The sequence below is a fragment of the Microbacterium sp. LWO14-1.2 genome (assembly GCF_038397715.1).
Lineage (GTDB): Bacteria > Actinomycetota > Actinomycetes > Actinomycetales > Microbacteriaceae > Microbacterium.
This window is the reverse complement of sequence record NZ_CP151633.1, coordinates 856,995-880,305: the sequence shown is the minus strand read 5'-3', so window position 1 is coordinate 880,305 and position 23,311 is coordinate 856,995. Positions and strand designations below refer to the sequence as shown.

At 70.6% G+C, this 23,311-nt stretch carries 17 protein-coding genes; 12 read left to right on the top strand and 5 right to left on the bottom strand.

Going from position 1 to position 23,311, the window contains the following annotated elements; translation table 11 throughout:
• Nucleotides 1-105 precede the first annotated feature (105 nt).
• The 6 genes from MRBLWO14_RS04195 (at nt 106) to ligD (ending at nt 10,485) form a co-directional block, all read left to right on the top strand.
• A complete protein-coding gene (locus tag MRBLWO14_RS04195) occupies nt 106-1,119 on the top strand; it encodes an ABC transporter ATP-binding protein (protein WP_341935208.1) in 1,014 nt (337 codons plus the stop codon).
• Nucleotides 1,116-2,141, top strand: coding sequence for an ABC transporter permease (locus MRBLWO14_RS04190; protein WP_341935207.1), 1,026 nt, complete (start codon nt 1,116-1,118; stop codon nt 2,139-2,141). The genes MRBLWO14_RS04195 and MRBLWO14_RS04190 overlap by 4 nt, the downstream gene beginning before the upstream one ends.
• Nucleotides 2,142-2,278: 137 nt before the next feature.
• Nucleotides 2,279-5,377 (top strand): lamin tail domain-containing protein, encoded by a 3,099-nt coding sequence (locus MRBLWO14_RS04185; RefSeq protein ID WP_341935206.1) that lies wholly within the window; start codon nt 2,279-2,281, stop codon nt 5,375-5,377.
• Between the two features lie 88 nt (nt 5,378-5,465).
• Nucleotides 5,466-7,916: a UvrD-helicase domain-containing protein gene (locus MRBLWO14_RS04180; RefSeq protein ID WP_341935205.1), complete on the top strand. Its 2,451-nt coding sequence runs from the start codon at nt 5,466-5,468 to the stop codon at nt 7,914-7,916.
• Between the two features lie 26 nt (nt 7,917-7,942).
• Entirely contained in the window at nt 7,943-9,256 is a 1,314-nt protein-coding gene (locus MRBLWO14_RS04175; RefSeq protein WP_341935204.1) for an SseB family protein, read from the top strand.
• 176 nt (nt 9,257-9,432) lie between these two features.
• A complete protein-coding gene (gene ligD, locus MRBLWO14_RS04170) occupies nt 9,433-10,485 on the top strand; it encodes a non-homologous end-joining DNA ligase (RefSeq protein WP_341935203.1) in 1,053 nt (350 codons plus the stop codon).
• A gap of 24 nt (nt 10,486-10,509) precedes the next feature.
• On the opposite strand, the gene MRBLWO14_RS04165 is transcribed toward ligD, so the two are convergent.
• The gene (locus MRBLWO14_RS04165; RefSeq protein WP_341935202.1) at nt 10,510-11,553 is read right to left on the bottom strand and encodes an ATP-dependent DNA ligase; all 1,044 of its coding nucleotides are present in this window, start codon (nt 11,551-11,553) and stop codon (nt 10,510-10,512) included.
• Nucleotides 11,554-11,612: 59 nt separating this feature from the next.
• Complete coding sequence (locus MRBLWO14_RS04160; RefSeq protein ID WP_341935201.1) at nt 11,613-13,061, bottom strand: NAD(P)/FAD-dependent oxidoreductase; 1,449 nt, start codon at nt 13,059-13,061, stop codon at nt 11,613-11,615.
• A 41-nt stretch (nt 13,062-13,102) separates the two neighbouring features.
• Here MRBLWO14_RS04160 and MRBLWO14_RS04155 point away from each other — a divergent pair, with 41 nt between their 5' ends.
• A complete protein-coding gene (locus tag MRBLWO14_RS04155; protein WP_341935200.1) occupies nt 13,103-13,588 on the top strand; it encodes a hypothetical protein in 486 nt (161 codons plus the stop codon).
• Nucleotides 13,589-13,640: 52 nt separating this feature from the next.
• Here MRBLWO14_RS04155 and MRBLWO14_RS04150 read toward each other — a convergent pair whose 3' ends face one another.
• Nucleotides 13,641-14,876, bottom strand: coding sequence for an acyl-CoA dehydrogenase family protein (locus MRBLWO14_RS04150; RefSeq protein ID WP_341935199.1), 1,236 nt, complete (start codon nt 14,874-14,876; stop codon nt 13,641-13,643).
• 94 nt (nt 14,877-14,970) lie between these two features.
• Nucleotides 14,971-15,633, bottom strand: coding sequence for a TetR family transcriptional regulator (locus tag MRBLWO14_RS04145; RefSeq protein ID WP_341935198.1), 663 nt, complete (start codon nt 15,631-15,633; stop codon nt 14,971-14,973).
• Between the two features lie 142 nt (nt 15,634-15,775).
• On the opposite strand from MRBLWO14_RS04145, the gene sucC reads away from it, so the two are divergent.
• Entirely contained in the window at nt 15,776-16,942 is a 1,167-nt protein-coding gene (gene sucC, locus MRBLWO14_RS04140; protein ID WP_096714262.1) for an ADP-forming succinate--CoA ligase subunit beta, read from the top strand.
• An 18-nt stretch (nt 16,943-16,960) separates the two neighbouring features.
• Entirely contained in the window at nt 16,961-17,863 is a 903-nt protein-coding gene (sucD, locus tag MRBLWO14_RS04135) for a succinate--CoA ligase subunit alpha (protein WP_096714261.1), read from the top strand.
• A 142-nt stretch (nt 17,864-18,005) separates the two neighbouring features.
• Here sucD and MRBLWO14_RS04130 read toward each other — a convergent pair whose 3' ends face one another.
• A complete protein-coding gene (locus tag MRBLWO14_RS04130) occupies nt 18,006-19,463 on the bottom strand; it encodes an NCS2 family permease (protein ID WP_341936159.1) in 1,458 nt (485 codons plus the stop codon).
• 91 nt (nt 19,464-19,554) lie between these two features.
• On the opposite strand from MRBLWO14_RS04130, the gene MRBLWO14_RS04125 reads away from it, so the two are divergent.
• The 3 genes from MRBLWO14_RS04125 (at nt 19,555) to purH (ending at nt 23,272) form a co-directional block, all read left to right on the top strand.
• Complete coding sequence (locus MRBLWO14_RS04125) at nt 19,555-20,964, top strand: DUF6350 family protein (RefSeq protein ID WP_341935197.1); 1,410 nt, start codon at nt 19,555-19,557, stop codon at nt 20,962-20,964.
• Nucleotides 20,965-21,007: 43 nt separating this feature from the next.
• Complete coding sequence (purN, locus tag MRBLWO14_RS04120; RefSeq protein WP_341935196.1) at nt 21,008-21,589, top strand: phosphoribosylglycinamide formyltransferase; 582 nt, start codon at nt 21,008-21,010, stop codon at nt 21,587-21,589.
• A gap of 75 nt (nt 21,590-21,664) precedes the next feature.
• A complete protein-coding gene (gene purH, locus MRBLWO14_RS04115; protein ID WP_341935195.1) occupies nt 21,665-23,272 on the top strand; it encodes a bifunctional phosphoribosylaminoimidazolecarboxamide formyltransferase/IMP cyclohydrolase in 1,608 nt (535 codons plus the stop codon).
• Nucleotides 23,273-23,311: the final 39 nt, after the last annotated feature.

The window sequence follows — 23,311 nt, the reverse complement described above, 5'->3', positions numbered from 1 at the left end:
GAATGGCCGCAGAACATGACAGAGGCCGCCGAAGTTCAGCGGCGACCCGAACACGCGGGGGCGGCCGTCCCCGCCGAGGCGCACTTCCGATGGCACACTGGCCCGATGACCGGAATCGTCGTCGACAACGTCAGCCGATCCTTCGGGTCCGTCCATGCCGTCCGCGGCGCGAGCCTCGAAGCGGCGCCAGGGCGGGTCACGGGCCTGGTCGGGCCGAACGGTGCGGGCAAGACGACGCTGCTGCTCATGCTCGCCTCGCTGCTCGCCCCGGACGCGGGCACGATCCGGATCGCGGGGGTCGATCCCTCGGTCGATCCGCTCGCCGCCCGTCGCCTGCTCGGATGGATGCCGGATTCGCTGGGCGCCTGGCCCTCGCTCACGGCCCGCGAGACGATCACGACGACCGGTCGCCTGTACGGGATGACGGCCGCCGACGCGGCCGCGAGAGCGCAGGAGCTGCTCGGGATCGTCGACCTCGTCGGCCTCGCCGATTCCCCCGCGAAGGTGCTGTCGCGAGGCCAGAAGCAGAAGCTCGGCCTCGCCAGAGCTCTCGTGCACGATCCGCAGGTGCTCCTGCTCGACGAGCCGGCCTCGGGTCTCGACCCCGAAGCCCGCATCCAGCTGCGCCTGCTGCTCCGGCAGCTCGCGGCCGACGGCCGCACCGTGCTGATCTCCAGCCATATCCTGTCGGAGCTGGAGGAGGTGGTGGACGACGCGGTGTTCCTCGTCGCGGGTACGGTCGTCGACGCCGCCCCGGCCGAGGCCACCGCACGCGCGTGGCGGATCCGCCTGGTCGGGTCCGATGCGGCGAGACAGTCGTCGCATGCCTGGCAGGTCGCGTCCGCGCTCGGCATCCCCGTCGAGTCCGTCGGGGTCGACCGGGGAGCCGTGCTCACCGCATTCGCCGACGAGGATCAGGCGGCGTCGGCCCTGCACGCGCTCGTCGCGGCGGGATTGCGGGTCGCGGAGTACGCCCCGGCGCAGAGTGTCCTCGAGCACACGTTCCTGCAGCTGCATCAGGGGACGACACGCCCGCCCGCCCCGCCCGCGTCCCCGTCGGGCGACGCGCCAGGGATGCCCACCGCTCGCGGCACCGAGGACCGGGAGGTCGGAGCATGAGCCTCACGAACATCGGCATCATCGCCCGCCTCGAGCTGACCCAGCGGCTGCGCAGCGTCGGCTGGTACGTGCTGCTGGGCGTCTTCGCCGTCATCATGATCGGCGTCACCGTCCTCGCCTTCGCCGTGTACTCGTGGGGCGACTTCGTCGGTGCAGGCGTGTACTCGATCGTCGTGAACATGGTGCTGCTCCTGGTCGTGCTCGTCTCGCCGACCCTGAGCGGCAACGCCATCAACGGAGACCGCGACGCAGCGACACTCGCCGCGGTGCAGGTCACCGCGGCATCCACCGGCGACATCATGCTCGGCAAGCTGCTCGCCGCCGTCGCGACGGGCGGGGCCTTCCTCATCGTGGCCGTGCCGTTCCTCGGCGTCGGACTGCTCGGCGGCGGCGCGAGCCCGCTCACCCTGCTCGTGTCCCTGCTCGTCCTCATCGCCGAGATCATCATCGTCGCGACGATCGGCGTCGCGCTCAGCGGCCTCATCGCCCGCCCGCTGTTCTCGGTCGCGACGACGTACCTCGTCGTGGCGGGACTGGTGCTCGGAACGGTCATCGCGTTCGGCCTCGGCGGGATGGCGGTGCGGACCCAGATGGAGGAGGAGCTGTACGCCTACGACGAGTCGGGACAGCCGCAGTGCGAGACGGTCACGGGGACGACCACCTACGAGGTTCCCCGCTTCGACCTCGTGTGGGGTGCTCTCGCGGCCAACCCGTTCGTCGTGCTGGCCGACGCGACACCGACCGACTACACGGTCCAGGGGTACCCGATCGACATGTTCGGGCAGATCAAATACGCCGTGCGGAGCGCGCAGCAGTCGCCGCAGCAGCGGTGGAATCCGTGCGACTCCGAGTCCGAGTTCACGCAGTACCCGACCCCGAAGCAGATCATCGACTCGACGGTACCCAGCTGGTTCGTGGGGCTCGGGGTGCAGGTCGTGCTGGCCGGCGGGCTGTTCGCCGGAGCGTGGGCGCGCACGCGCACGCCCGCGAAGACGCTGCCGCCCGGTACGCGCATCGCCTGACGCGGCGCGGGGCGCGGCCGTCCCCGCGGACGCAATGGCAACCCCGCGTTCACCCTCCGTGCACCAGGGGGATGCCGCGCGGCAAGGCGGATTCGGTGGTGTGGGGTGACACCCGTCTGCATCCCTTCAGGAGACCCATGTCCCGCCTGCGTTCTGCGGCGGCGATCATCACGGTCGGCGCGCTCGGTGCCGCCGCCCTGCTCGCCGTCCCCCTGTCCGCCTCGGGCGCCGAAACCGGCATCCGCATCAACGAGGTCGAGTCCGACGGGGGAATCCCCGGCGACTGGATCGAATTCCTCAACACGGCCGAGACCGAGGTCGATCTCAGTGGCTTCGTCGTCAAGGACAACAGCGACGGGAACTCCTACACGTTCCCGCAGGACACGGTGGTCGCGGCCGGTGCCTATCTCGTGATCGACCAGCGGGATTCCGGGTCGGGCGCCGGGCAGTTCGACTTCGGCCTCGGCAAGGACGACCAGGTGCGCCTGTTCGACCCGCTCGGCGCGCTCGTGGACGAGACCTCGTGGACCGGCCACGCCGTGACGACCCGGGGCGTGCGCGATGTCGACGGCGCCGTCGAGTGGGCGGTCACGGCCGAGGCCACCAAGGGCGCCGAGAACGTGTTCCCGTCGACGGAGCCGGTCGGCGGATCCCTCGTGATCAACGAGGTGGACTCGCAGCCGGCCGACTGGGTGGAGTTCTACAACCCGGGCGACGAGGCGCTCGACATCTCGGGGTACGAGATCCGCGACAACTCCGACGATCACCGCTGGCAGTTCCTCCCTGGCACGTCGATCGCCGCCGGCGGATTCCTCGTCGTGGACGAGGCGTCCGTCGGCCTGGTCGGCGGCGTCGAGGCGCCGTTCCGCGAGCCGATCGGCATCGGCAGCGCCGACCGCATCCGCCTGTTCGACGCTGCGGGCGCGATGATCGACGACACTCTGCCGTGGACGGGCCACGCCGCGATCGACGGCGACGCCGCCGCGGCCACCTTCGCGCGGTGCCCGGATGGGGCCGGCGTGTTCGCCCTCGCGTACGCGACCCAGGGCGCTCCGAACTCCTGCGTGGTCCCCGACGTGGTGATCAACGAGATCGAGTCGAACGGCGACACCACCGACTGGGTCGAGGTGCTCAACACGGGCAGCACGCCCGTCGACCTGTCGGGCTGGACCGTCATGGACAACGACCCCGTGGGTCACGCGGCGGAGGCGACGCCCCTCGCCGCGGGCACCGTGCTCGCTCCGGGGGCGTACCTCGTGTTCGACCAGCCGACGGACTTCGTCTTCGGGCTGGGCAACGGCGATACCGTGACCCTGCGCGACGCGAACGGCAACACGGTCGATGAGCACGTCTACACCGCGCACGCCGCAGGCGTCCTCGCGCGCTGCCCCGACGGCACCGGCGATGTCGTCGACATCGCGACCTCCACGAAGGGTCTGCGCAACGCGTGCGGCAACCCGGTGCGCATCAACGAGATCGAGTCGGACGGCGGAACGCCCGGCGACTGGGTCGAGCTCGTCAACCCGACCGATTCCGCGCTCGACGTGTCAGGACTCGTGGTGAAGGACGACGACGACGCGCACGCCTACGCGATCCCCACCGGCACGACGATCGTCGCCGGCGGCTACCTCGTGATCGAGGGCGCCGACCTCGGCTTCGGACTCGGAGCGGGCGACGCGGTGCGCGTGTTCGACGGCGACCTGCTCGTCGACTCGACGAGCTGGGGTGAGGGCCATGCGGCGACCACGTGGGGACGCTGCCCTGATACGACCGGCGTCTTCGGAGTGACGGAGCGCGCGACGAAGGGCGCGGCGAATGCGTGCGCCGGCGAGATCGCCGTGTCAGCGTGGCCCGGCTCGCCCGAGGTTCGTGTGCTCGACTCCGCGCCGACGTTCCTCGAGGACAGCTCGGGCCTCGACGTGCAGGAGACGGCGGACGGCGCCGTCCTCTGGGCCGTCGACAACGGCGAGGGGCGCATCTTCAAGCTGGCCGTCCAGGCCGACGGCTCCTTCGCCACCATCCCCGGCTGGGAGGCGGGCAAGCGCGTGCGCTTCCAGAAGGATGCCGCGAACCCCGCCGCAGCCGGCCCGGACACCGAGGGGATCACGGTCGACGGCGACGGGCTCGTCTACGTCGCCTCCGAGCGGGACAACAGCGCGAAGGGCGTGAATCTCAGCACGATCCTCAAGGTCGATCCCGAGGCGGCCCAGGGCGACCTCGTCGCGCAGCAGGAATGGGACCTCACGTCTCTGCTGCCTGCCGTCGGTGCGAACCTCGGCATGGAGGCTGTGCAGTGGGTGCCGGACTCGGCGCTCGACGGCAAGCTCTTCGACCGGAACACCGGTGCGGCCTACGACCCGACCGACTACGCCGGTCGAGGTGACGGCCTGTTCTTCGTCGCGGTGGAGGACAACGGCCACGTCTACGCCTTCGCGCTGAACGACGACGGGTCGGCGACCCTCGTCTCGGAGATCGCGCCGGGGCTCGCCGGGGTCATGGCGCTCGACTACGACAGCGTGCTCGGCGTGCTCTGGGCCGTGTGCGACGACGGATGCCAGGGACGCTCGGCGCAGATCACGCTGAACGGCACGGCCCAGCCCGGTATCGCCCACTTCGCGCGCCCCGCAGGCATGCCCGACATCAACAACGAGGGCTTCGCCACCGCGCCGGCCTCGCTCGCCGTGAACGGGCAGCGCCCCGTGTGGTGGTTCGCCGACGGATTCGCCTCCGAGGCTCTGCGCACCGGCACGCTCCCCGCGAACGTGGGCGGGAATCCCGGCGGCGGGAACCCCGGAGGCGGGAACCCCGGCGCGAACCCCGGCCAGACGCCGCCGCTTCCGGGCACTGCGCTCACGGATGGCAATCGCAACGGCGTCACGGTGAACCCGAGCGTCGCGAGGCGCGGCGATCGCGTCACGGTGTCGGTCGGCGCCGACCGCGCGGGCGAGGGCATCGCGGTGTGGATGTACTCCGACCCGGTGCTGCTTGCCAGCGGCGCGGCCTCGGCGGCCGGCACGTTCACCGTGACGATCCCGACCGACGCGCCGCTCGGCGCGCACCGGATCGCGATCTACACCGCGTCCGGCGAGCTCGTGGGCTGGGCGGACATCCGCATCACGGCCGGGGGAGCGCTCGCCGCGACGGGCGCCGAAGCGCCCACGTTCGGCATCCTGCTCGCGATCGCTCTGCTGGTCGCCGGCGCGGCAGCCATGCGCCGCCGGCGGCAGTCCGCGTAGCGTCATGCGACGGGAGGGGAGGGGCGCTCCGGCACCCCGCCCCTCCCCGGCTCCCGGTGTCGGTGGTGACGCCTAGACTCATAAGGCCATGACCGAAGCCCCCCTCATCGTTCCCGGATCCGTCGGCCCTCGCTCCACCGGGGAGCCGGGTCAGGACGACCTCCTCGCCGGACTCAACCCCCAGCAGCTCGAGGCCGTCACCTATCGCGGCCCCGCGCTGCTCATCGTCGCGGGCGCCGGGTCGGGCAAGACCAGTGTGCTCACCCGACGCATCGCCTCGCTGCTGCGCTCGCGCGAGGCGTGGCCGAGCCAGATCCTCGCGATCACGTTCACGAACAAGGCCGCCGGCGAGATGCGCGAGCGCGTCGAGGGGATCGTCGGCGAGGCGGCCCGCGGCATGTGGATCTCGACCTTCCACTCCGCGTGCGTGCGCATCCTCCGCCGAGAGGCGCAGCAGTTCGGCTTCACGAAGTCGTTCACGATCTACGACTCGGGCGACTCGCGCGCCCTCATCAAGCGCCTGGTCAAGGAGCACGAGGCCGACGCCTACGGTCTGACCCCCGCGTCGGTGCAGGGGCGCATCTCGAAGCTCAAGAACGAGCTGTCGGATGCCGAGGCGTACGCGCGCCAGGCGAACATGAGCGACCCCGCCGAACGCATCTTCGTCGAGCTCTTCACCGATTACCAGCGGCAGCTGCAGAAGGCGAACGCGTTCGACTTCGACGACCTCATCGGCCAGACCGTGTACCTGTTCCGCGCCTTCCCCCAGGTGGCCGACACGTACCGCCGGCGCTTCCGTCATGTGCTCGTCGACGAGTACCAGGACACCAACCACGCGCAGTACGCGCTCATCCACGAGCTGACGCGTCCCGTCTCCGGAGACGCTCCCGACCCGTATGCCTCGAACGGCATGATGATCTTCGAGCCGGAGACGACCCCCGAGCTCGAGGGCGCATCGCTGACGGTGGTCGGCGACTCCGACCAGTCGATCTACGCCTTCCGCGGCGCCGACATCCGCAACATCAGCGAGTTCGAGCGCGACTTCCCCGGAGCCAAGGTGGTGCTGCTCGAGCAGAACTATCGGTCGACGCAGAACATCCTCTCCGCGGCGAACTCGGTCATCGGCAACAACTTCGACCGCAAGGACAAGAAGCTCTGGAGCGACAAGGGCGACGGTGACAAGATCATCGGCTTCACGGGCTACTCGCAGCACGACGAGGCCCAGTTCGTCGCCGACGAGATCGAGGCGCTGCGCCGCGCCGGCATGCCCTACTCCGAGATCGCGGTGTTCTACCGCACGAACTCGCAGTCGCGAGCGCTGGAGGAGATCTTCATCCGCTCGGCCGTGCCGTACAAGATCATGGGCGGCACGAAGTTTTACGAGCGCGCGGAGATCAAGGATGCGCTCGCCTATCTCGTGACGGTCGCGAACCCCGCCGACGAGATGGCGGTCCGCCGCATCCTCAACAAGCCGCGCCGCGGCATCGGCGACGTGACCGAGACGGCGATCGCCCGGTTCGCCGAGGATCACGACATCACCTTCCGGCAGGCGCTGTCGGTGCCGGGCCAGCTCGGGGTTGGCCCGAAGATCCAGGCAGGCATCGCGCAGCTCGATGCGACCCTCGCCGAGGCGACCGAGATCATGCTCCCGGCGTCGGGGGAGGTGCCGCCGCCGACGTCTGTCGCCGACGGCCTCAGCGTGCTGCTGTCGAAGAGCGGGTACCTCGATGCTCTGCGCGCGAGCCGCGACCCCCAGGATGAGGCGCGGGTCGAGAACCTCGATGAGTTCGTCGCGGTCGCGAGGGACTTCGCGCGCAACAACCCGGAGGGCACGATCGTCGACTTCCTCACCGAGGTGGCTCTCGTGTCGGATGCCGACGACCTCGACGACGAGTCGGGCACGGTGTCGCTCATGACGATGCACACGGCGAAGGGGCTCGAGTACGACGCGGTCTTCGTGACGGGAGTCGAGGAGGACCTCATCCCGCACCGTATCTCGGCCGGTGAGCCGGGCGGTCCCCAGGAGGAGCGTCGACTCTTCTACGTGGGCATCACGAGGGCGCGGAAGCGTCTGCACCTGTCGCTCGCCATGACGCGGGCCCAGTTCGGCGAGGTGTCGGTCGCGATGCCGAGCCGGTTCCTGCAGGAGATCCCGGCGGGGCTCATCGACTGGCGGCAGTCGCCGGGCGACGTCAACTCGCGGGGAGGCACTCAGTCCCGGGCGTTGAACGCTCGCCGCGGAGGCGGCGGGTTCGGCGCATCGGGCGACCGTTTCGGTGTGAAGCCGCTGCCCGGCAGCGACTCGCTGAAGCCCCTGTCGACGGCGATGGACAAGTTCCCGAATCGCGTCACGGCGAAGATGCGCGACAACGGCGACCTCGAGCTGGCGGCGGGCGACCGCATCCGGCACTCCGACTTCGGCGAGGGGCGAGTGGATGCCGTGACGGGTGAAGGTGCGAAGCGGATCGCGCACGTGCGGTTCGACTCCGCCGGGCAGAAGAAGCTGCTGATCAAGGTCGCGCCGATCGACAAGATCTAGCGGGATCGCGGGTTAGGCTGGCTGATATGGCCCTGTTCTCCCGCCGCAAGAAGTCCGCTGACGACGTCGTCGCCGACCAGACCGAGGCAGACGCGACCGCGTCCACCGACGAGAGCGTCGGCACCGCGTCGCAGTCGGGCGACGCCGTGACGAGCGATCCGCAGAACCCCGCCGGCGCGGCATCCGATTCGGCTCCCGCATCCGAGTCGTCCGCATCCGAGTCGTCCGCATCCGAGTCGTCCGCATCCGAGTCGTCTGCTTCCGGCATCGAGGAGGCAGCTCCCTCCTCGACGGAGGCTCCCGTCGAGGAGGCGCCTCCGGCCGTCGGGATCTCGGTGCAGGCCTTCCGCGGTGTCGGCGCTCAGGCCGGGCCCGAGGTGTCGCTGCCCGATCCGAACGCCGCAGCCGCTCCCTCGACTCCGGCGTCGGCCTCCACGACGCCCGTCCAGCCGACGTTCGGGGGAGCACCCGCCCCGCGCCTCATCGACGCCCAGGCCGAACGCCGGCTGCCGCTCGCTCCCGCCCTCCCGCCGGAGCAGACCGAGACGGTCGCCGGCATGAAGGACAACGTGCTGCTGCGCGAGGCCCTCGCGCAGGTCGAGCAGGGTGCCACGAACGAGCAGCTCCTCGGCGTGCTGCGTCAGGCGCTGCAGGCGCACCTGTACATCCGTGTGAACGGCGATGCGCGCGCGCAGATCAGCGAGGGCAAGCCGCTCTCTGTCGCCGTCGTGCGCGATGGCGACCGCCAGTTCATGCTCGCCTTCAGCTCGGCAGGAGCCGTGCGCGACTCGGTGCAGCTCGAGAAGGATCCCACCGCGACCTCGGCCGTGGCCCAGCCGGTCACCTCGGTGCTGCAGCAGGTCGTCGCGGGCGATTTCGCCGGACTCATCGTCGACAACGCCTCGGCACCGCACCGCGTCGTCTTCCCCACCGAGCTCCTCGAGAAGACGCTCGAGCAGGCAGACGTCGAGATGACCGTCAAGTCTCTGCTCGCGCAGCCGCGTGAGCAGGACACGGCGGCGAAGATCGGTCAGGCGCTGGCGACCAAGCGCATGTGGGTGGCCGTGAACGACGGCACCGGAACGGGCCAGCCCGGCATCGCGGAGGCGCAGACGCCAGACGGCAAGCGGTTCCTGCAGCTGTTCTCGCACCCGCTCGAGGTGCTGGCACTCGGACGCGGCGACCGCCCGCTGCCCTTCGACCCCGAGCAGCTGGCCAAGCTCTTCGCCAGCCACCCGGAGATGGCGGGTGTGATCCTCGATCCCGCCGGTCCGACGCTGGCCGTCGACCGCGAGGCTCTCGCGCCGGTGCTGGTGCTCGCGGTCGACCTCGGCGACTGACGCACGACCTCGGCGACTGAGGCATGACCTGAGCGACTGACGCACGACCTCGGCGACCGGCGTGCGATCCGGCGGATGACGCTCGGCGACCGGCGCGCGGTCCCGCGGATGACGCTCGGCGCATGTCGCCCTTCGCGGGGGTTCCGCGCGTCTCGCTCGCGCTCTAGGGTCGGAGCATGGCCTCCGAACGCGTGACCCTGACCGTCGTCGATCCGGACGGAGAGCGCGAGGTCGCGCTGTCGAGCCCCAACCGCGTCGTGTGGCCCGAGGTGGGCATCACCAAGGCGGAGCTGGCCGAGTACTTCCAGCTCGCGAGCGTGCCGTTCCTCGCGGCCAACGGCAACCGTCCCGTCTCGCTGGAGCGGTTCCGTGACGGCGTGGGCAGCGAGGGCTTCTTCTCGAAGAACCCGCCGAAGGGCACGCCCGACTTCGTCGACGCGGTCACGCTGACGTACAACAGCGGGCGACGGCATCCGCAGATCGTGCTGAATCGACCGAGCGCGATCGTGTGGGCCGCCCAGATGAACACGATCGTCTTCCACCCGTGGGCGTCGCTCGCGACCGATCCCGACAACCCGATCGAGTTGCGCATCGACCTCGACCCCCAGCCGGGCACGGACTTCGCGGATGCCGTGACCGCCGCTCACGAGCTGCGGACGGTGCTGCGCGAGGCCGGTCTGGAGGCGTTCGCGAAGACGAGCGGCAACCGCGGCCTCCACGTCTTCGCGCCCATCGAGCCGACGCACGAGTTCCTCGATGTGCGGCACGCGGTGATCGCGGCCGGACGTGAGCTCGAGCGTCGGATGCCGGAGCAGGTGACCACGAACTGGTGGAAGGAGGAGCGCGGTCAGCGGATCTTCGTGGACTTCAACCAGGCGAACCGGGACCGCACGATGGCGGGCGCCTACAGCCCGCGCGCCCTGCCGAAGGCGACGGTGTCGACGCCCGTGCACTGGGACGAGCTGGACGATCTGGATCCCTCGCAGTTCACCGTGCGCAGCATCCCGAAACGGCTCGACGAGATCGGTGATCCGTGGGCGGACAAGCAGGCGTCGCCGGGGCGCATCGACACCCTGCTGGAGTGGTGGGAGCGCGACAAGGCCGACGGGCTCGGGGAGCTGCCGTTCCCTCCGGAGTTCCCGAAGATGCCGGGCGAGCCGCCGCGTGTGCAGCCGAGCAAGAAGGTCGCCGCGAACTGGGACGAGAACGGCGAGCCAACCGGGGAGTGAGGCGCCGGCTCCGGATGCCGCGCGTCAGCCGATCACGTCGGCGAGGTCGTACCCGGCGACCGTGTCGAGCTGGTCGTACGTGCACGAGCGCGCGTCGCGATCGGGGCGCCAGCGCTCGAACTGCACGGTGTGCCGGAAGCGGGCCCCCTCCAGCTGGTCGTAGCGCACCTCGAGAACGCGTTCGGGCCGCAACCGCACGAACGAGACGTCCTTCGACCCGCTGAACCGCGACCGCTCGCTCTCGCCGGTCACGGCCGCGCCGTCGTCGTCGCGCTCGACGAGGGGAGCGAGTTCGTCCACGAGTTCTGCGCGGCGCTTGTCGCTCCACGCGGCGACCCCGCCGACCTGGCGCAGCACCCCGTCGGCGTCGTACAGCCCGACCAGCAGCGATCCGACCCCGCTGCCCGACTTGTGGATGCGGTAGCCGAGCGCCACGACATCGGCGGTCCGCGCGTGCTTGACCTTGATGAGCGTGCGCTTCCCCGGCGCGTAGGGCTGGTCCAGCGGCTTCGCGACGACGCCGTCGAGTCCGGCACCCTCGAACTCGGCGAGCCAGCGGACGGCCGCGTCGCGGTCGGTGGTGGTGCGGGTGATGTGCAGCGGATGCTCGACCGTCGCCATCAGTGCTTCGAGGCGCTCGCGGCGCTCTCGGAAGGGCGTCTGCAGCAGGTCGTCGTCGCCCTCGGCGAGCAGATCGAAGGAGATGAACATCGCGGGGGTCTCCGCCGCCAGTCTCGCGACGCGTGACGCCGCGGGGTGGATGCGCTGACTCAGCGCCTCCCAGTCGAGCCGCTGTGCGCCCTCGCGGCCGGTGGCGACGACGATCTCGCCGTCGAGCAGGCACGGGCCGGGGAGGAGTTCCGGGATCGCCTCGACGAGCTCCGGGAAGTAGCGGGTGAGCGGTTTCGCGCCCCGCGACCCGATCTCCACGGTCTCGCCGTCCCACGCGATGAGCCCGCGGAACCCGTCCCACTTCGGCTCGAACAGCAGCCCGCCGGTCGTCTTCGCCGGGTCGGGGACGGATGCCGCCGCCTTGGCGAGCATGGGAGCGGGGATCTCGTAGCGCATGCACCCATCCTGGCCCCGGACGGGCGGGCGCAGAAGGGGGTGGACGGCGGGGGGAGGATTCAGAACAGGTCGGCGAGCGTGGCTCGTTCGCCGGCGTCCGCGAGCGCTGTGCGCGCGGCGTGCCACCCGGCCATGCCGTTGACGCCGGGACCGGGCGGGGTCGACGAGGAGGCGAGGTACACGCCGCGCATCGGCGTGCGCCACGGGGCCGCGCTCAGCACGGGCCGCCGGATGGCCTGCGGGATCGTGAAGGCGCCGCCGAGGATGTCGCCGCCGATCTCGGCCGGGTTGACGGCCTCGCGCGCCGAGGCCGGGACTGCGTGGTGCGCGAGGATGCGGTCGCGGAAACCCGGAGCGAACCTCTCGACCTGCCGGGTGACGAGCTCGGTCGGGTCGAGGTCGGAGTTCGCAGGCACGTGGATGTACGCCCACAGCACGGCCTTGCCCTCGGGGGCGCGCGTCGGGTCGAGAATCGACGGCTGCACGGTGAGCACATACGGACGGTCGCTGACCCGGCCGCGCGCCACGGCGTTCTCACTCGCGGCGACCTCGGCTCTCGTGCCGCCGAGGTGCACGGTGGGCGCCCGGGCCACGTCGGGGTTGGTCCAGGGGATGGGCCCGTCGAGGGCGAAGTCGACCTTCGCGGCGGCGGCGCCGTAGCGGTATCCCTGGATCGCCCTGGCGTAGCGGTCGGGGATGTCGGGGTGGGTGAGCAGCAGCCGCGGTGACGTGTTCAGCAGCAGCAGGTCGCCGGCATCCGGGTCGCCCCAATCGAGATCGCCGAGGTCGGTGACGTGGACCCCCGACTCGACCGTGCCGCCGTGCGCCTCGATGTCGGCGACCATGACGTCGGCGATGCGCTGGGCACCGCCGCGCGGGTACATCCAGCCGCCGGCGTGACCCGCGGCAGCGAGCAGCAGCCCCGCGGCGGAGGCGGCGAGCGACGGCATCCGCGCCGGCGCGTGCGCGAGCACGCCGGAGATGAGACCGGCGGCCTCGTCGGTCCGGAACGAGAGGGAGGCGAACGGCGTGCCCTGGTCGATCATGCGCAGGCCGAAGCGCAGGGCGGTGAGCGGCTCCCGAGGGATGCGCAGCATCTGGTTCCCGGTGAAGTCGACGACGCCCTCGATGTGCCGGCTCAACGGGCGCAGCAGCGCCAGCCAGGCCTTGCCGTCGACGCCCAGTCCCGCCGCGGTCTTCTCGATGTCGTGCCAGGCGACGCCCGCGCGGCCGCCGTCGAGAGGGTGCGCGTACGAGATGTCCGGCACGATCCAGTCGATGCGGTCCGCGAGCCCGAACGCCTGGAAGAACGGCGACGACAGTGCGGCGGGGTGCACGGCCGAGCAGATGTCGTGCACGAACCCGGGCAGCGTCGTCTCGGCGCTGCGGACGCCGCCGCCGATCGTGTCGGCCGCCTCCAGCACCCGCACCTCGTAGCCGGCGCGGGCGAGGGAGACCCCCGCCGCAAGGCCGTTCGGACCGGATCCGATGATCGTCGCGCGAACCATGCCGCCAGTCTTCCACGTCAGGACGTGAGATCCTGGAGGAGATGAACGAAGTCCAGGGCCCGACCCCCACCGGAACCTCCCGTCCGTACCGATCGCTCCGCGAGGCGCTCCGCGCCCACCGCATCGCCGAAGAGAACCACGAGTTCATCACGGCGATCACGGATGCCGTCGGCATCTCCTCCTACATCGACCGCGGCCGGTACATCGAGGCGATCCGTCGCGGTGAGGGCGCGAGCCTGCACATCGGGAAGACCTACACCAACGGCTTCGCCGAGGACGAGGTCATCGTCGTCGGATCGACGCCGCTGCGCCTGCGGGCGAGTGAGGGTCGCGCGCCGTACTTCTACGTCACGCACCCGAGCGAGTTCCGGCCGATCGCCCCGGTGAAGGCGAAGCGGTCCTCGACGCCCCGCGCGGCCGCCGCACCCCGCGTCGCGGCGACGCCCAAGCCGGTGGAGCGCGACTACGGCGTCTGCGACGTGTGCTTCATGGTGAAGACGCCGGCCGGCGGCTGCGGCTGCGACTGACCGGCACGTCCCGCGTCATCTCGGCGTTCACGCACCCGCGTCGCGGGAGCGCTCAGGCGAAAGCGCTCCTGCCGGTGATGTCGCGCCCGAGCAGCAGGGCCTGCACGCTCTCCGTCCCCTCGTAGGTGTGTATCGCCTCGATGTCGGCCATGTGCTGCATCACGCCGTACTCGAGCAGGATCCCGTTGCCGCCGAGCAGGTCGCGAGCGGTCGACGCCACCCGCCGCGCCGCGCGGGTGTTGTGGAACTTCGCGAGCGACGCCTGGGTGGGCCGCAGCAGGCCTGCGGTCTCGAGGTCGGCGAGGCGCCGGCAGTACAGCTGCATCGCCGTGAGGTCCTCAAGCATGTGGGTCAGTCGCTCCTGCACCATCTGGAAGCCGGCGAGCGGCTTGCCGAACTGCACCCGCTGCGTGGCGTACGCGAGGGCGGCCTCGTAGCAGGCGGTCGCGTGCCCGAGTGCCGACCAGGCGACTCCGGAACGCGTCGCGTACAGGACGATCGAGGCGTCCTTGAAGCTCTTCGTGCCCGGCAGCACCGCGTCGAGCGGTACGCGCACGTCGTCGAGGCGGATGTGTGCCTGGTGGATCGCCCGCAGCGACGCCTTGCCCCGGATCGCGGTGCCCGTGTACCCGGCGGTCTCCTGCTCGACGAGGAAGCAGCGGACGGCCCCGTGCTCGGCGGCGGTCTCGTCGTCGACGCGCGCCCAGACGAAGGTGATGCCGCCGGAGGCGCCGTTGCCGATCCACTTCTTCGCTCCGCGGATGACCCACTCCTCGCCGTCGCGCCGGGCGACCGTCTCGAGCGACACCGAGTCGGAGCCGTGGTCGGGCTCGGTGAGGGCGAAGGAGCCGAGGACCGAGCCGTCGGCGAGGGCCGTCAGCCAGCGCTCCTGCTGGGCGGGCGAACCGAACAGGGCGAGGGTGCGCAGGGCGAGACCGCCCTGCACGGCGAGCACGGTGCCGAGAGACCCGTCGCCCCGCGAGATCTCCATGTTGACGAGGCCGGCGGCGAGCGGCGAGAGGTGTGTGAGGGCCGGATGCTCGATCCCGTCGACGACGAGGTCCATCTCGCCCATGCGGCGGGCGGCGTCGAGGGGGTACTCGGCCCGGTCCCAGGCATCCGCCATCTGCGGCCCGACCTCGTCGATGTACGCCTTCGCGCGGTCCCACGCCGCACGGTCGGCCTCGGGGATGTCGGCGAACACCGCGTAGTAGTCGCTGTCCTGCCGGGCGGTGATGTCGTACGAGGCGATCCGCTCGCCGGGGACGGGGGAGGCTTCGGTGCTCATGGGGACTCCTTCGTGGACCTGAGTATCGTACTCCTCGGTACTCGGTTTCACGAAGGCGGGCGCGCGGACGGCTGTCGCCCGGGTCGGCGTGGGGTCAGTCCAGCTGCGACCGCAGGCGGCGGGTGATCTCCGCGACCGGCATCGACCGGGGGAACACGGCGACCACGACGTCGTCGGGGGCACCGGTCTCGGGCTCCGCCGGCACGCCGTAGCGGCGTCGCACATCGGCGAGGGCGGTCTGCAGGGTCGACAGCGGCACCTTCTTCTTGCCGCGGAGCAGCTGCCGCAGCACGTGGTTGTGCACCGCGGTGACCAGGGCGGCGAAGCCGACGGCATCCAGAGGGTCGACCCCGGGCAGCGCACTGCGCAGGTAGTCGTCGAAGAGGCGCTCGTAGCGGAACACCGTGATGATCTCGCGCTCGCGCAGCACCGGCACCTGGCGCACCACCTGATAGCGACGGCGGGCCAGCTCCGGGTCGCGTGCGAAATGCGCGAAGACCGACTCGGATGCCGCGCACACCGCGCCCCACGGGTCGTCATGCCCTTCGGCGAGGTACTCGCGCAGCTGGCCGAGCATCACCTCGTGGTCGGCGAACACGACGTCCTCCTTGCCGCCGAACTGGCGGAAGAACGTCGACCGCGAGACGCCGGCGGCCTTCGCGATCTGCTCGACGGAGGTCTGATCGAAGCCCTGGGCCTGGAAGAGCTCGAGTGCTGCGGCGACGACGGCGTCGCGCGAATCGGAGAAGTCTCGCATAGCGAAAGCCTAGAACCTCCGTGGCCTCGCGCCAGCGGTTCCCGCGCTCCGGGGCGCTCAGGCCGAGGTAGTAGGCTGGGGGACTGGTCGATGTCTCGACATCGAGAGAATTACCAGACAGCAGCCCAGTGAAGGAACCACAGTGGATCTGTACGAGTACCAGGCACGAGACGTTTTCGAGAAGTACGGAGTGCCGGTCCTCGCCGGCATCGTCGCGGACACCCCTGAGGAGGTGAGGGCGGCAGCCGAGAAGATCGGCGGAGTGGTCGTCGTCAAGGCTCAGGTGAAGACCGGCGGCCGTGGCAAGGCGGGCGGCGTCAAGGTCGCCAAGACCCCCGACGAGGCGTACGAGGCCGCGAAGGCCATCCTCGGCCTCGACATCAAGGGCCACGTCGTCAAGCGCGTCATGGTCGCGCAGGGTGCGCGCATCGCCGAGGAGTTCTACTTCTCCGTGCTGCTCGACCGCGCCAACCGCTCGTACCTGAGCCTCTGCTCGGTCGAGGGCGGCATGGAGATCGAGGAGCTCGCGGTGGAGCGCCCCGAGGCCCTCGCCCGCGTCGAGGTCAACCCGCTGACGGGCATCGACAAGGAGAAGGCCGTCGAGATCGCCCGCGCGGCGAACTTCCCCGAGGACCTCGTCGAGAAGGTCTCCGACGTCTTCGTGAAGCTGTTCGACGTCTACAAGGGCGAGGACGCGACGCTCGTCGAGGTCAACCCGCTCGTCCGCACCGAGGAGGGCGACATCATCGCCCTCGACGGCAAGGTCACGCTCGACGACAACGCCTCCGAGATCCGTCACCCGGAGCACGAGGAGCTCGAGGACAAGGACGCGGCCGACCCGCTCGAGGCAAAGGCGAAGAAGTCCGGCCTCAACTACGTGAAGCTCGACGGCGAGGTCGGCATCATCGGCAACGGCGCCGGGCTCGTCATGTCGACGCTCGACGTCGTCGCCTACGCCGGCGAGAACCACAACGGCGTCAAGCCGGCCAACTTCCTCGACATCGGCGGCGGCGCCTCGGCGGAGGTCATGGCCAACGGCCTCGACGTCATCCTCGGCGACCCGCAGGTCAAGAGCGTCTTCGTGAACGTCTTCGGCGGCATCACCGCGTGCGATGCCGTCGCGAACGGCATCAAGGGCGCCCTCGAGACGCTCGGCTCCGCGGCCTCCAAGCCGCTCGTCGTGCGCCTCGACGGCAACCGCGTCGAGGAGGGACGCGCGATCCTCGCGGAGTACGCGCACCCGCTCGTCACCCTGGCCGCCACGATGGACGAGGGCGCCGACAAGGCCGCCGAGCTCGCCAACGCCTGAGACTGAAGGACTAGAAGAATGTCGATCTACCTCAACAAGGACTCCAAGGTCATCGTCCAGGGCATCACCGGCGGCGAGGGCACGAAGCACACCGCGCTCATGCTGAAGGCCGGCACCCAGGTCGTCGGCGGCGTCAACGCCCGCAAGGCCGGCACGACCGTCTCGCACACCGACAAGGACGGCGCAGCCGTCGAGCTGCCCGTGTTCGGCTCGGTCGCCGAGGCCATGAAGGAGACCGGCGCCGACGTGTCGATCGCCTTCGTTCCCGGCGCCTTCACGAAGGACGCGATGATCGAGGCCATTGACGCCGAGATCCCGCTGCTCGTCGTCATCACCGAGGGCGTTCCCGTCGGCGACTCGGCCGAGGCCTGGGCCTACGCCCAGAGCAAGGGCAACAAGACCCGCATCATCGGCCCGAACTGCCCCGGCATCATCACCCCCGGTGAGGCGCTCGTCGGCATCACCCCGGCGAACATCACCGGCAAGGGCCCGATCGGCCTCGTGTCGAAGTCGGGCACCCTCACGTACCAGATGATGTTCGAGCTGCGCGACCTGGGCTTCTCGACCGCCATCGGCATCGGCGGCGACCCGGTCATCGGCACGACCCACATCGACGCGCTCGCCGCGTTCGAGGCCGACCCCGAGACCAAGGCGATCGTCATGATCGGCGAGATCGGCGGCGACGCCGAGGAGCGTGCCGCCGACTACATCAAGGCGCACGTCACCAAGCCGGTCGTCGGCTACGTCGCGGGCTTCACGGCTCCCGAGGGCAAGACCATGGGTCACGCCGGCGCCATCGTCTCCGGCTCCGCCGGTACCGCTCAGGCGAAGAAGGAGGCCCTCGAGGCCGCCGGCGTCAAGGTCGGCAAGACGCCGTCCGAGACCGCAGCCCTGATGCGCGAGATCGTCGAATCGCTCTGACGCGCTAAGCTGTACGAGAAGGCCCCGGGCTCCACCCCGGGGCCTTTCTCATGCCCGGCGACGGGGGTGTGCAGACACCGAGCCCGCTGCAGACACGAAGAGGGGCGGATGCCGCAGCATCCGCCCCTCTGTCGTGGTGCGATCAGGCGACGCCGAACAGGGCCTCGATGGGTCCGCGGGCGAAGAACAGCACGAAGCCGACCGCGACGACCCACAGCAGCGGGCTGATGCGCTTCGCCTTGCCGGAGAGGGCCTGCACGAGCACCCAGCTCACGAAGCCCGCTCCGATGCCGTTGGCGATCGAGTAGGTCAGGGGCATCACGGTGACCGTGAGGAACACCGGCAGCAGCACGCTGAAGTCCGTCAGGTCGATGTACTTGATCTGCGCCATCATCATCGCGCCGACGATCACGAGCGCTGCGGCCGCGATCTCGGTCGGCACGATCGACGTGAGCGGCGTGAGGAACATCGCCAGCAGGAACATCGCGCCCGTGATGACGTTCGCGAAGCCGGTGCGCGCGCCCTCGCCGATGCCGGCGCCGGACTCGATGAACACGGTGCTCGACGACGACGAGGTGCCACCGCCGACGATCGCGCCGACGCCCTCGACGACCAGCGCCGACTTGATGCGGGGGAAGTCGCCCTTCTCGTCGGCGAGGTTCGCCTCCTTGGCGAGGCCCGTCATGGTGCCCATCGCGTCGAAGAAGTTCGAGAACACGAGGGTGAAGACGATCATGACGATGGCGACGAGGCTGACCTTGCTCAGATCGAAGCCGAAGTCGACGGCGCCGACCAGGCTCAGGTCGGGAAGGCTGAACGGCACGCCGGAGAGCGCGGGGACCGTGAGGCCCCATCCGCCGGCGTTGCCCTCGGCCGCTGCGCCCAGGTGCCAGATCGCTTCGACGATCACGGCCAGCACGGTGCCGGAGACGAGACCGATGAGCAGGCCGCCCTTCACCTTGCGAGCGACGAGGATGCCGGTGATGATCAGCGTCACGATGAACAGCACGGTGGGCACGGTGGCGACGGATCCGCCGACGCCCAGGCCGACGGGCGGGGATGCCGAGCCGGTCGCGGTGACGAAGCCGGAGTTCACGAAGCCGATGAAGGCGATGAACAGGCCGATGCCGACCGTGATCGCGATCTTCAGCTGGAACGGCACGGCGTCGAAGATCATCTTGCGCAGGCCGGTGACCGCGAGCAGCACGATGACGACACCGTTGATCATCACGAGCGCCATCGCCTCGGGCCAGGTGACCTGGCCGACGACGGAGAACGCGACGAAGGCGTTGATGCCGAGACCGGCGGCGAAGCCGAACGGCAGGCGCGTGATGACTCCGAAGAGGATGGTCATGATGCCGGCGGTCAGGGCCGTCGCGGCGCCGACGGCGCTGAAGTCGAGCGTGTTGCCGTCGACGTCGGCGGAGCCGGACAGGATGATCGGGTTGAGGATCACGATGTAGGCCATCGTGACGAACGTCACCAGGCCACCTCGGATCTCGGTGCCGAGGGTGGAACCGCGCTTGCTGATCTCGAAGAAGCGATCGAGCGCGTTCGCCGGTTCGGTCTCTGAGGCGGTGGGGGACGGGGCAGTTGACATCGGGGAACCTCCGGAGGAGACGATATCGTGTCCGCCGCCTCGCGCGCGCCCGCGGGCGGCGACGGCCTTCTCGTCGTAGTCTCGAATCGTCATGCAACGCCTCCTCGTCGCGCTCCTCGCCGCTTTCGACGCCGCCATCGCGGCCGCCGTCGGGCTCGCTGTCCTGCTGGCGCCGCTCACCCTGCTGTGGACCCTCGCGTTCGGAGCGACGGCCGACTGGGGGGCGCTGTGGCCGCTGGCCGGCACCCTGTGGCAGTTCGGGCACGGAGCGCCTCTCGACATCGAGATCGGCACGGAGGTGCTGCGGGCGGCGGGCGTCGCTCCGGATGCCGCGGTCTTCACCCTGTCGGTGACGCCGCTCGCCTTCCTGCTGTTCACGCTCCTGTTCGCGGCGCGCTCCGGCGCCCGTGCTGCTCGGGCAGGGGCGTGGGTGCTCGGCGTCGCGTCGGGCACCGCGACGATGGCCGTGATCGCCGCAGCGGTCGCGTTCACGGGCCGCCTCGCCGCGGCCGAGACGCCCCTGCTCCTCGCGATCGCGCTGCCCCCTCTCGTGTATCTCGCCGGCGCGCTCGTCGGCGCGGTGCGCGTCGCCTGGCAGGACGGCGACGGCAGCGTCGTCGACCGCATCCACGACGTCGTGGACTCCTGGGGCGGATGGGGGCCCGTCCCGGCATCCGTCGCCCGAGGCGCCGCGTTCGCGATCACGACCACGGTCGCGATCGCCGGACTCGCGCTGGCGATCCTCACGCTCGTCAGGGGAGGCGAGGTGGTCGCCCTGTTCCAGGCGACGCGGGTCGACGGCCTGGGCGCGACGGTCATCACCCTCGGCCAGCTCGCCTACCTGCCCACGATGCTCGTGTGGACCGCGTCGTGGCTCGCCGGCCCCGGTTTCTCGGTGGGCGTGGGCTCCGCCGTCTCGCCGGCCGGGACGCAGCTCGGGGTCGTGCCCGGCATCCCCGTGTTCGGGCTGCTCCCCGAGCACACCACGATCTGGATGCTGATCGTCGTGCTGCTCCCGATCGGCGCCGGCGCGTTCGCCGGGTGGGCCGTCCGCTCGCGGCTCGTGTGGGAGGGGACGCCGCTCCACACCGCCCCACGCGCTGTCATCGCGGTCGGCATGGGCGCCGTCACGGCGATCGTCGCCGCGCTCGCCGCGGTCCTCGCCTCCGGGTCGATCGGGCCTGGCCGCCTCGCCGAGGCCGGCCCCGCGCCGCTCCCGTTCGCTCTCGCGCTCGGCGGCGAGGTGATGCTGGGCGCGGCGATCCTGCTGCTGTCTCCGCGCCACCGCGACGAGGTCGCCGAAGAGCGCACCGACCGGTGGATGGCCGCGATGACGGCATCCGACACCGCATCGGCCGGCGGCGTCGCGATCACGTGGGACGACGGCGACCGCCGGTCGTGGGAGGACCCGGAACGCTCGTCGTGGACGGATTCCGACCCGTCCGACCAGGCGACGGGATTCCGTCTGCCGCGCCGCGATCCGGCCGATCCGATCGCCTGACATGCGGTGCGGGCCGGCGCGCCGCCCCCGGTAGACTGGGCGCGTGCTCACGGTCGCCGTTCTCATCTCGGGCACCGGCTCGAATCTTCGTGCCCTTCTCGAGGCCGCTCGTGACCCCGATTTCCCCGCGCGGGTCGTCGTCGTCGGAGCCGACCGCCAGGCCGACGGGCTCGCGCAGGCCGAGGAGTTCGGCATCCCCAGCTTCACCGTGCCGTGGCACGAGCATGAGAGCCGAGAGGCATGGGGGGAGGAGCTGGGCAACCAGCTCGCGGTCTGGAACCCCGACCTCGTGGTGCTGAGCGGTCTGATGCGACTGCTGCCCCATGACCTGGTCGCCGCGTACTCGCCGCGCCTCATCAACACGCACCCCGCGTACCTGCCGGAGTTCCCCGGAGCGCACGGCGTCCGCGACGCACTGGCCGCGGGCGTCGCCGAGACCGGAGCGAGCGTCATCGTCGTCGACGACGGCGTCGACACCGGACCGATCCTCGCCCAGGAGCGCGTGCCCGTGCTCGACGGCGACACCGAGCACACCCTCCACGAGCGCATCAAGCCCGTCGAGCGGCGCCTGCTCATCGACGTGGTGCGCCGCATCGCGACCGGTGAGCTGTCGCTCACCTCCTGAAACCGCACCACGCACGACCTCTCGCAGCACCACGACCTCTCGCAGCACCACGACCTCTCGCAGAAGGAGCACTTCATGGCCGGCCCCCGCCACGACCACTCGCTGTACCGCGACCGCGACACCGTCCGGATCCGCCGTGCACTCGTCTCGGTGAGCGACAAGACCGACCTGCTGGTGCTCGCGAAGGCGCTCGCCGACGCCGGCGTCGAGATCGTGTCGACCGGCTCGACCGCCGCCGCGATCCGCGAAGCCGGCTACGACGTGACCGACGTCGCTGCGGTGACGGGCGTCGCCGAGATGCTCGACGGCCGCGTGAAGACGCTGCACCCGAAGGTGCACGGCGCCGTGCTCGCCGATCTGCGCCTCGAGGACCACGAGCGTCAGCTCGCCGACCTCGGCATCGAGCCCTTCGAGCTCGTCGTCGTCAACCTGTACCCGTTCGTCGAGACCGTCGCCTCGGGTGCCGAGGGCGACGACGTCGTCGAGCAGATCGACATCGGCGGTCCGGCGATGGTCCGCGCCGCGGCGAAGAACCACGCGAACGTCGCGATCGTCGTCTCGCCGCAGTCCTACCCCGGCATCATCAGCGCCATCGAGACCGGCGGCACCGGGCTCACGCAGCGGCGCGAGCTCGCCGCGCGCGCGTTCGCCCACACCGCGGCCTACGACACCGCGGTTGCCTCGTGGTTCGCGGAGGGCACGCTGAACGACGGCGGCGACCTGCCCGCGCACCTCACGATCCAGGCCGAGCGCCTCGCGACGCTCCGCTACGGCGAGAACTCGCACCAGCGCGGTGCGATCTACACGCGCTCCGGCGGCCACGGCATCGCCCAGGCGACGCAGCTGCAGGGCAAGGAGATGTCGTACAACAACTACGTCGACGCGGATGCCGCGCTGCGCGCCGCGTACGACATGGTGAAGCCGGCCGTCGCGATCATCAAGCACGCCAACCCGTGCGGCATCGCGACCACGGCGCCGAACGCCCTCGACCCGATCGCCAGCGCCCACCTGCGCGCCCACGAGTGCGACCCGGTCTCGGCGTACGGCGGAGTGATCGCCGCGAACGGCACCGTGACCCTGAAGATGGCCGAGAACCTCAAGGACATCTTCACCGAGGTCATCGTGGCTCCGTCGTTCGAGCCCGCCGCGCTCGAGGTCTTCAAGGCGAAGAAGAACCTGCGTCTGCTGCAGCTGCCCGCCGACTGGCAGCAGGAGCGGATGGACGTGCGCCTCGTCTCGGGCGGGCTGCTGCTGCAGGACGCCGACCGCTTCCCCGACGACATCGGTTCGGTCGCGAAGAACTGGGAGCTCGTGTCCGGCGAGCGTCCGAGCGACGAGGAGATGGAAAACCTCATCTTCGCGTGGAAGGCCTGCCGCGCCGTGAAGTCGAACGCGATCGTGCTCGCGAAGGACAACGCGACGGTCGGCGTCGGCATGGGTCAGGTCAACCGTGTGGACTCCTGCCGCCTCGCCGTGGAGCGCGCCGGCGACCGCGCGGCCGGGTCGGTCGCGGCATCCGATGCCTTCTTCCCCTTCGCCGACGGCCCCCAGGTGCTCCTCGACGCCGGCATCACGGCGATCGTGCAGCCGGGTGGATCGGTCCGCGACGAGGAGGTCGTCGACGCCGCGCGCAAGGCCGGCGTGACGATGTTCTTCACCGGGGAGCGTCACTTCTTCCACTGAGACCCTTCCTGCACCGAGACCCCCTCCCGCCGATGTCGG

What these genes read in the sequence shown, in the direction of transcription:
- MRBLWO14_RS04185 (WP_341935206.1), top strand. Translation starts at nt 2,279, where the DNA reads ATGTCCCGCCTGCGTTCTGCGGCGGCGATCATCACGGTCGGCGCGCTC.
- MRBLWO14_RS04190 (WP_341935207.1), top strand. Translation starts at nt 1,116, where the DNA reads ATGAGCCTCACGAACATCGGCATCATCGCCCGCCTCGAGCTGACCCAG.
- purH (WP_341935195.1), top strand. Translation starts at nt 21,665, where the DNA reads ATGGCCGGCCCCCGCCACGACCACTCGCTGTACCGCGACCGCGACACC.
- MRBLWO14_RS04195 (WP_341935208.1), top strand. Translation starts at nt 106, where the DNA reads ATGACCGGAATCGTCGTCGACAACGTCAGCCGATCCTTCGGGTCCGTC.
- sucD (WP_096714261.1), top strand. Translation starts at nt 16,961, where the DNA reads ATGTCGATCTACCTCAACAAGGACTCCAAGGTCATCGTCCAGGGCATC.
- MRBLWO14_RS04180 (WP_341935205.1), top strand. Translation starts at nt 5,466, where the DNA reads ATGACCGAAGCCCCCCTCATCGTTCCCGGATCCGTCGGCCCTCGCTCC.
- MRBLWO14_RS04165 (WP_341935202.1), bottom strand. Translation starts at nt 11,553, where the DNA reads ATGCGCTACGAGATCCCCGCTCCCATGCTCGCCAAGGCGGCGGCATCC.
- MRBLWO14_RS04150 (WP_341935199.1), bottom strand. Translation starts at nt 14,876, where the DNA reads ATGAGCACCGAAGCCTCCCCCGTCCCCGGCGAGCGGATCGCCTCGTAC.
- MRBLWO14_RS04155 (WP_341935200.1), top strand. Translation starts at nt 13,103, where the DNA reads ATGAACGAAGTCCAGGGCCCGACCCCCACCGGAACCTCCCGTCCGTAC.
- MRBLWO14_RS04130 (WP_341936159.1), bottom strand. Translation starts at nt 19,463, where the DNA reads ATGTCAACTGCCCCGTCCCCCACCGCCTCAGAGACCGAACCGGCGAAC.
- MRBLWO14_RS04125 (WP_341935197.1), top strand. Translation starts at nt 19,555, where the DNA reads ATGCAACGCCTCCTCGTCGCGCTCCTCGCCGCTTTCGACGCCGCCATC.
- MRBLWO14_RS04175 (WP_341935204.1), top strand. Translation starts at nt 7,943, where the DNA reads ATGGCCCTGTTCTCCCGCCGCAAGAAGTCCGCTGACGACGTCGTCGCC.
- MRBLWO14_RS04145 (WP_341935198.1), bottom strand. Translation starts at nt 15,633, where the DNA reads ATGCGAGACTTCTCCGATTCGCGCGACGCCGTCGTCGCCGCAGCACTC.
- ligD (WP_341935203.1), top strand. Translation starts at nt 9,433, where the DNA reads ATGGCCTCCGAACGCGTGACCCTGACCGTCGTCGATCCGGACGGAGAG.
- MRBLWO14_RS04160 (WP_341935201.1), bottom strand. Translation starts at nt 13,061, where the DNA reads ATGGTTCGCGCGACGATCATCGGATCCGGTCCGAACGGCCTTGCGGCG.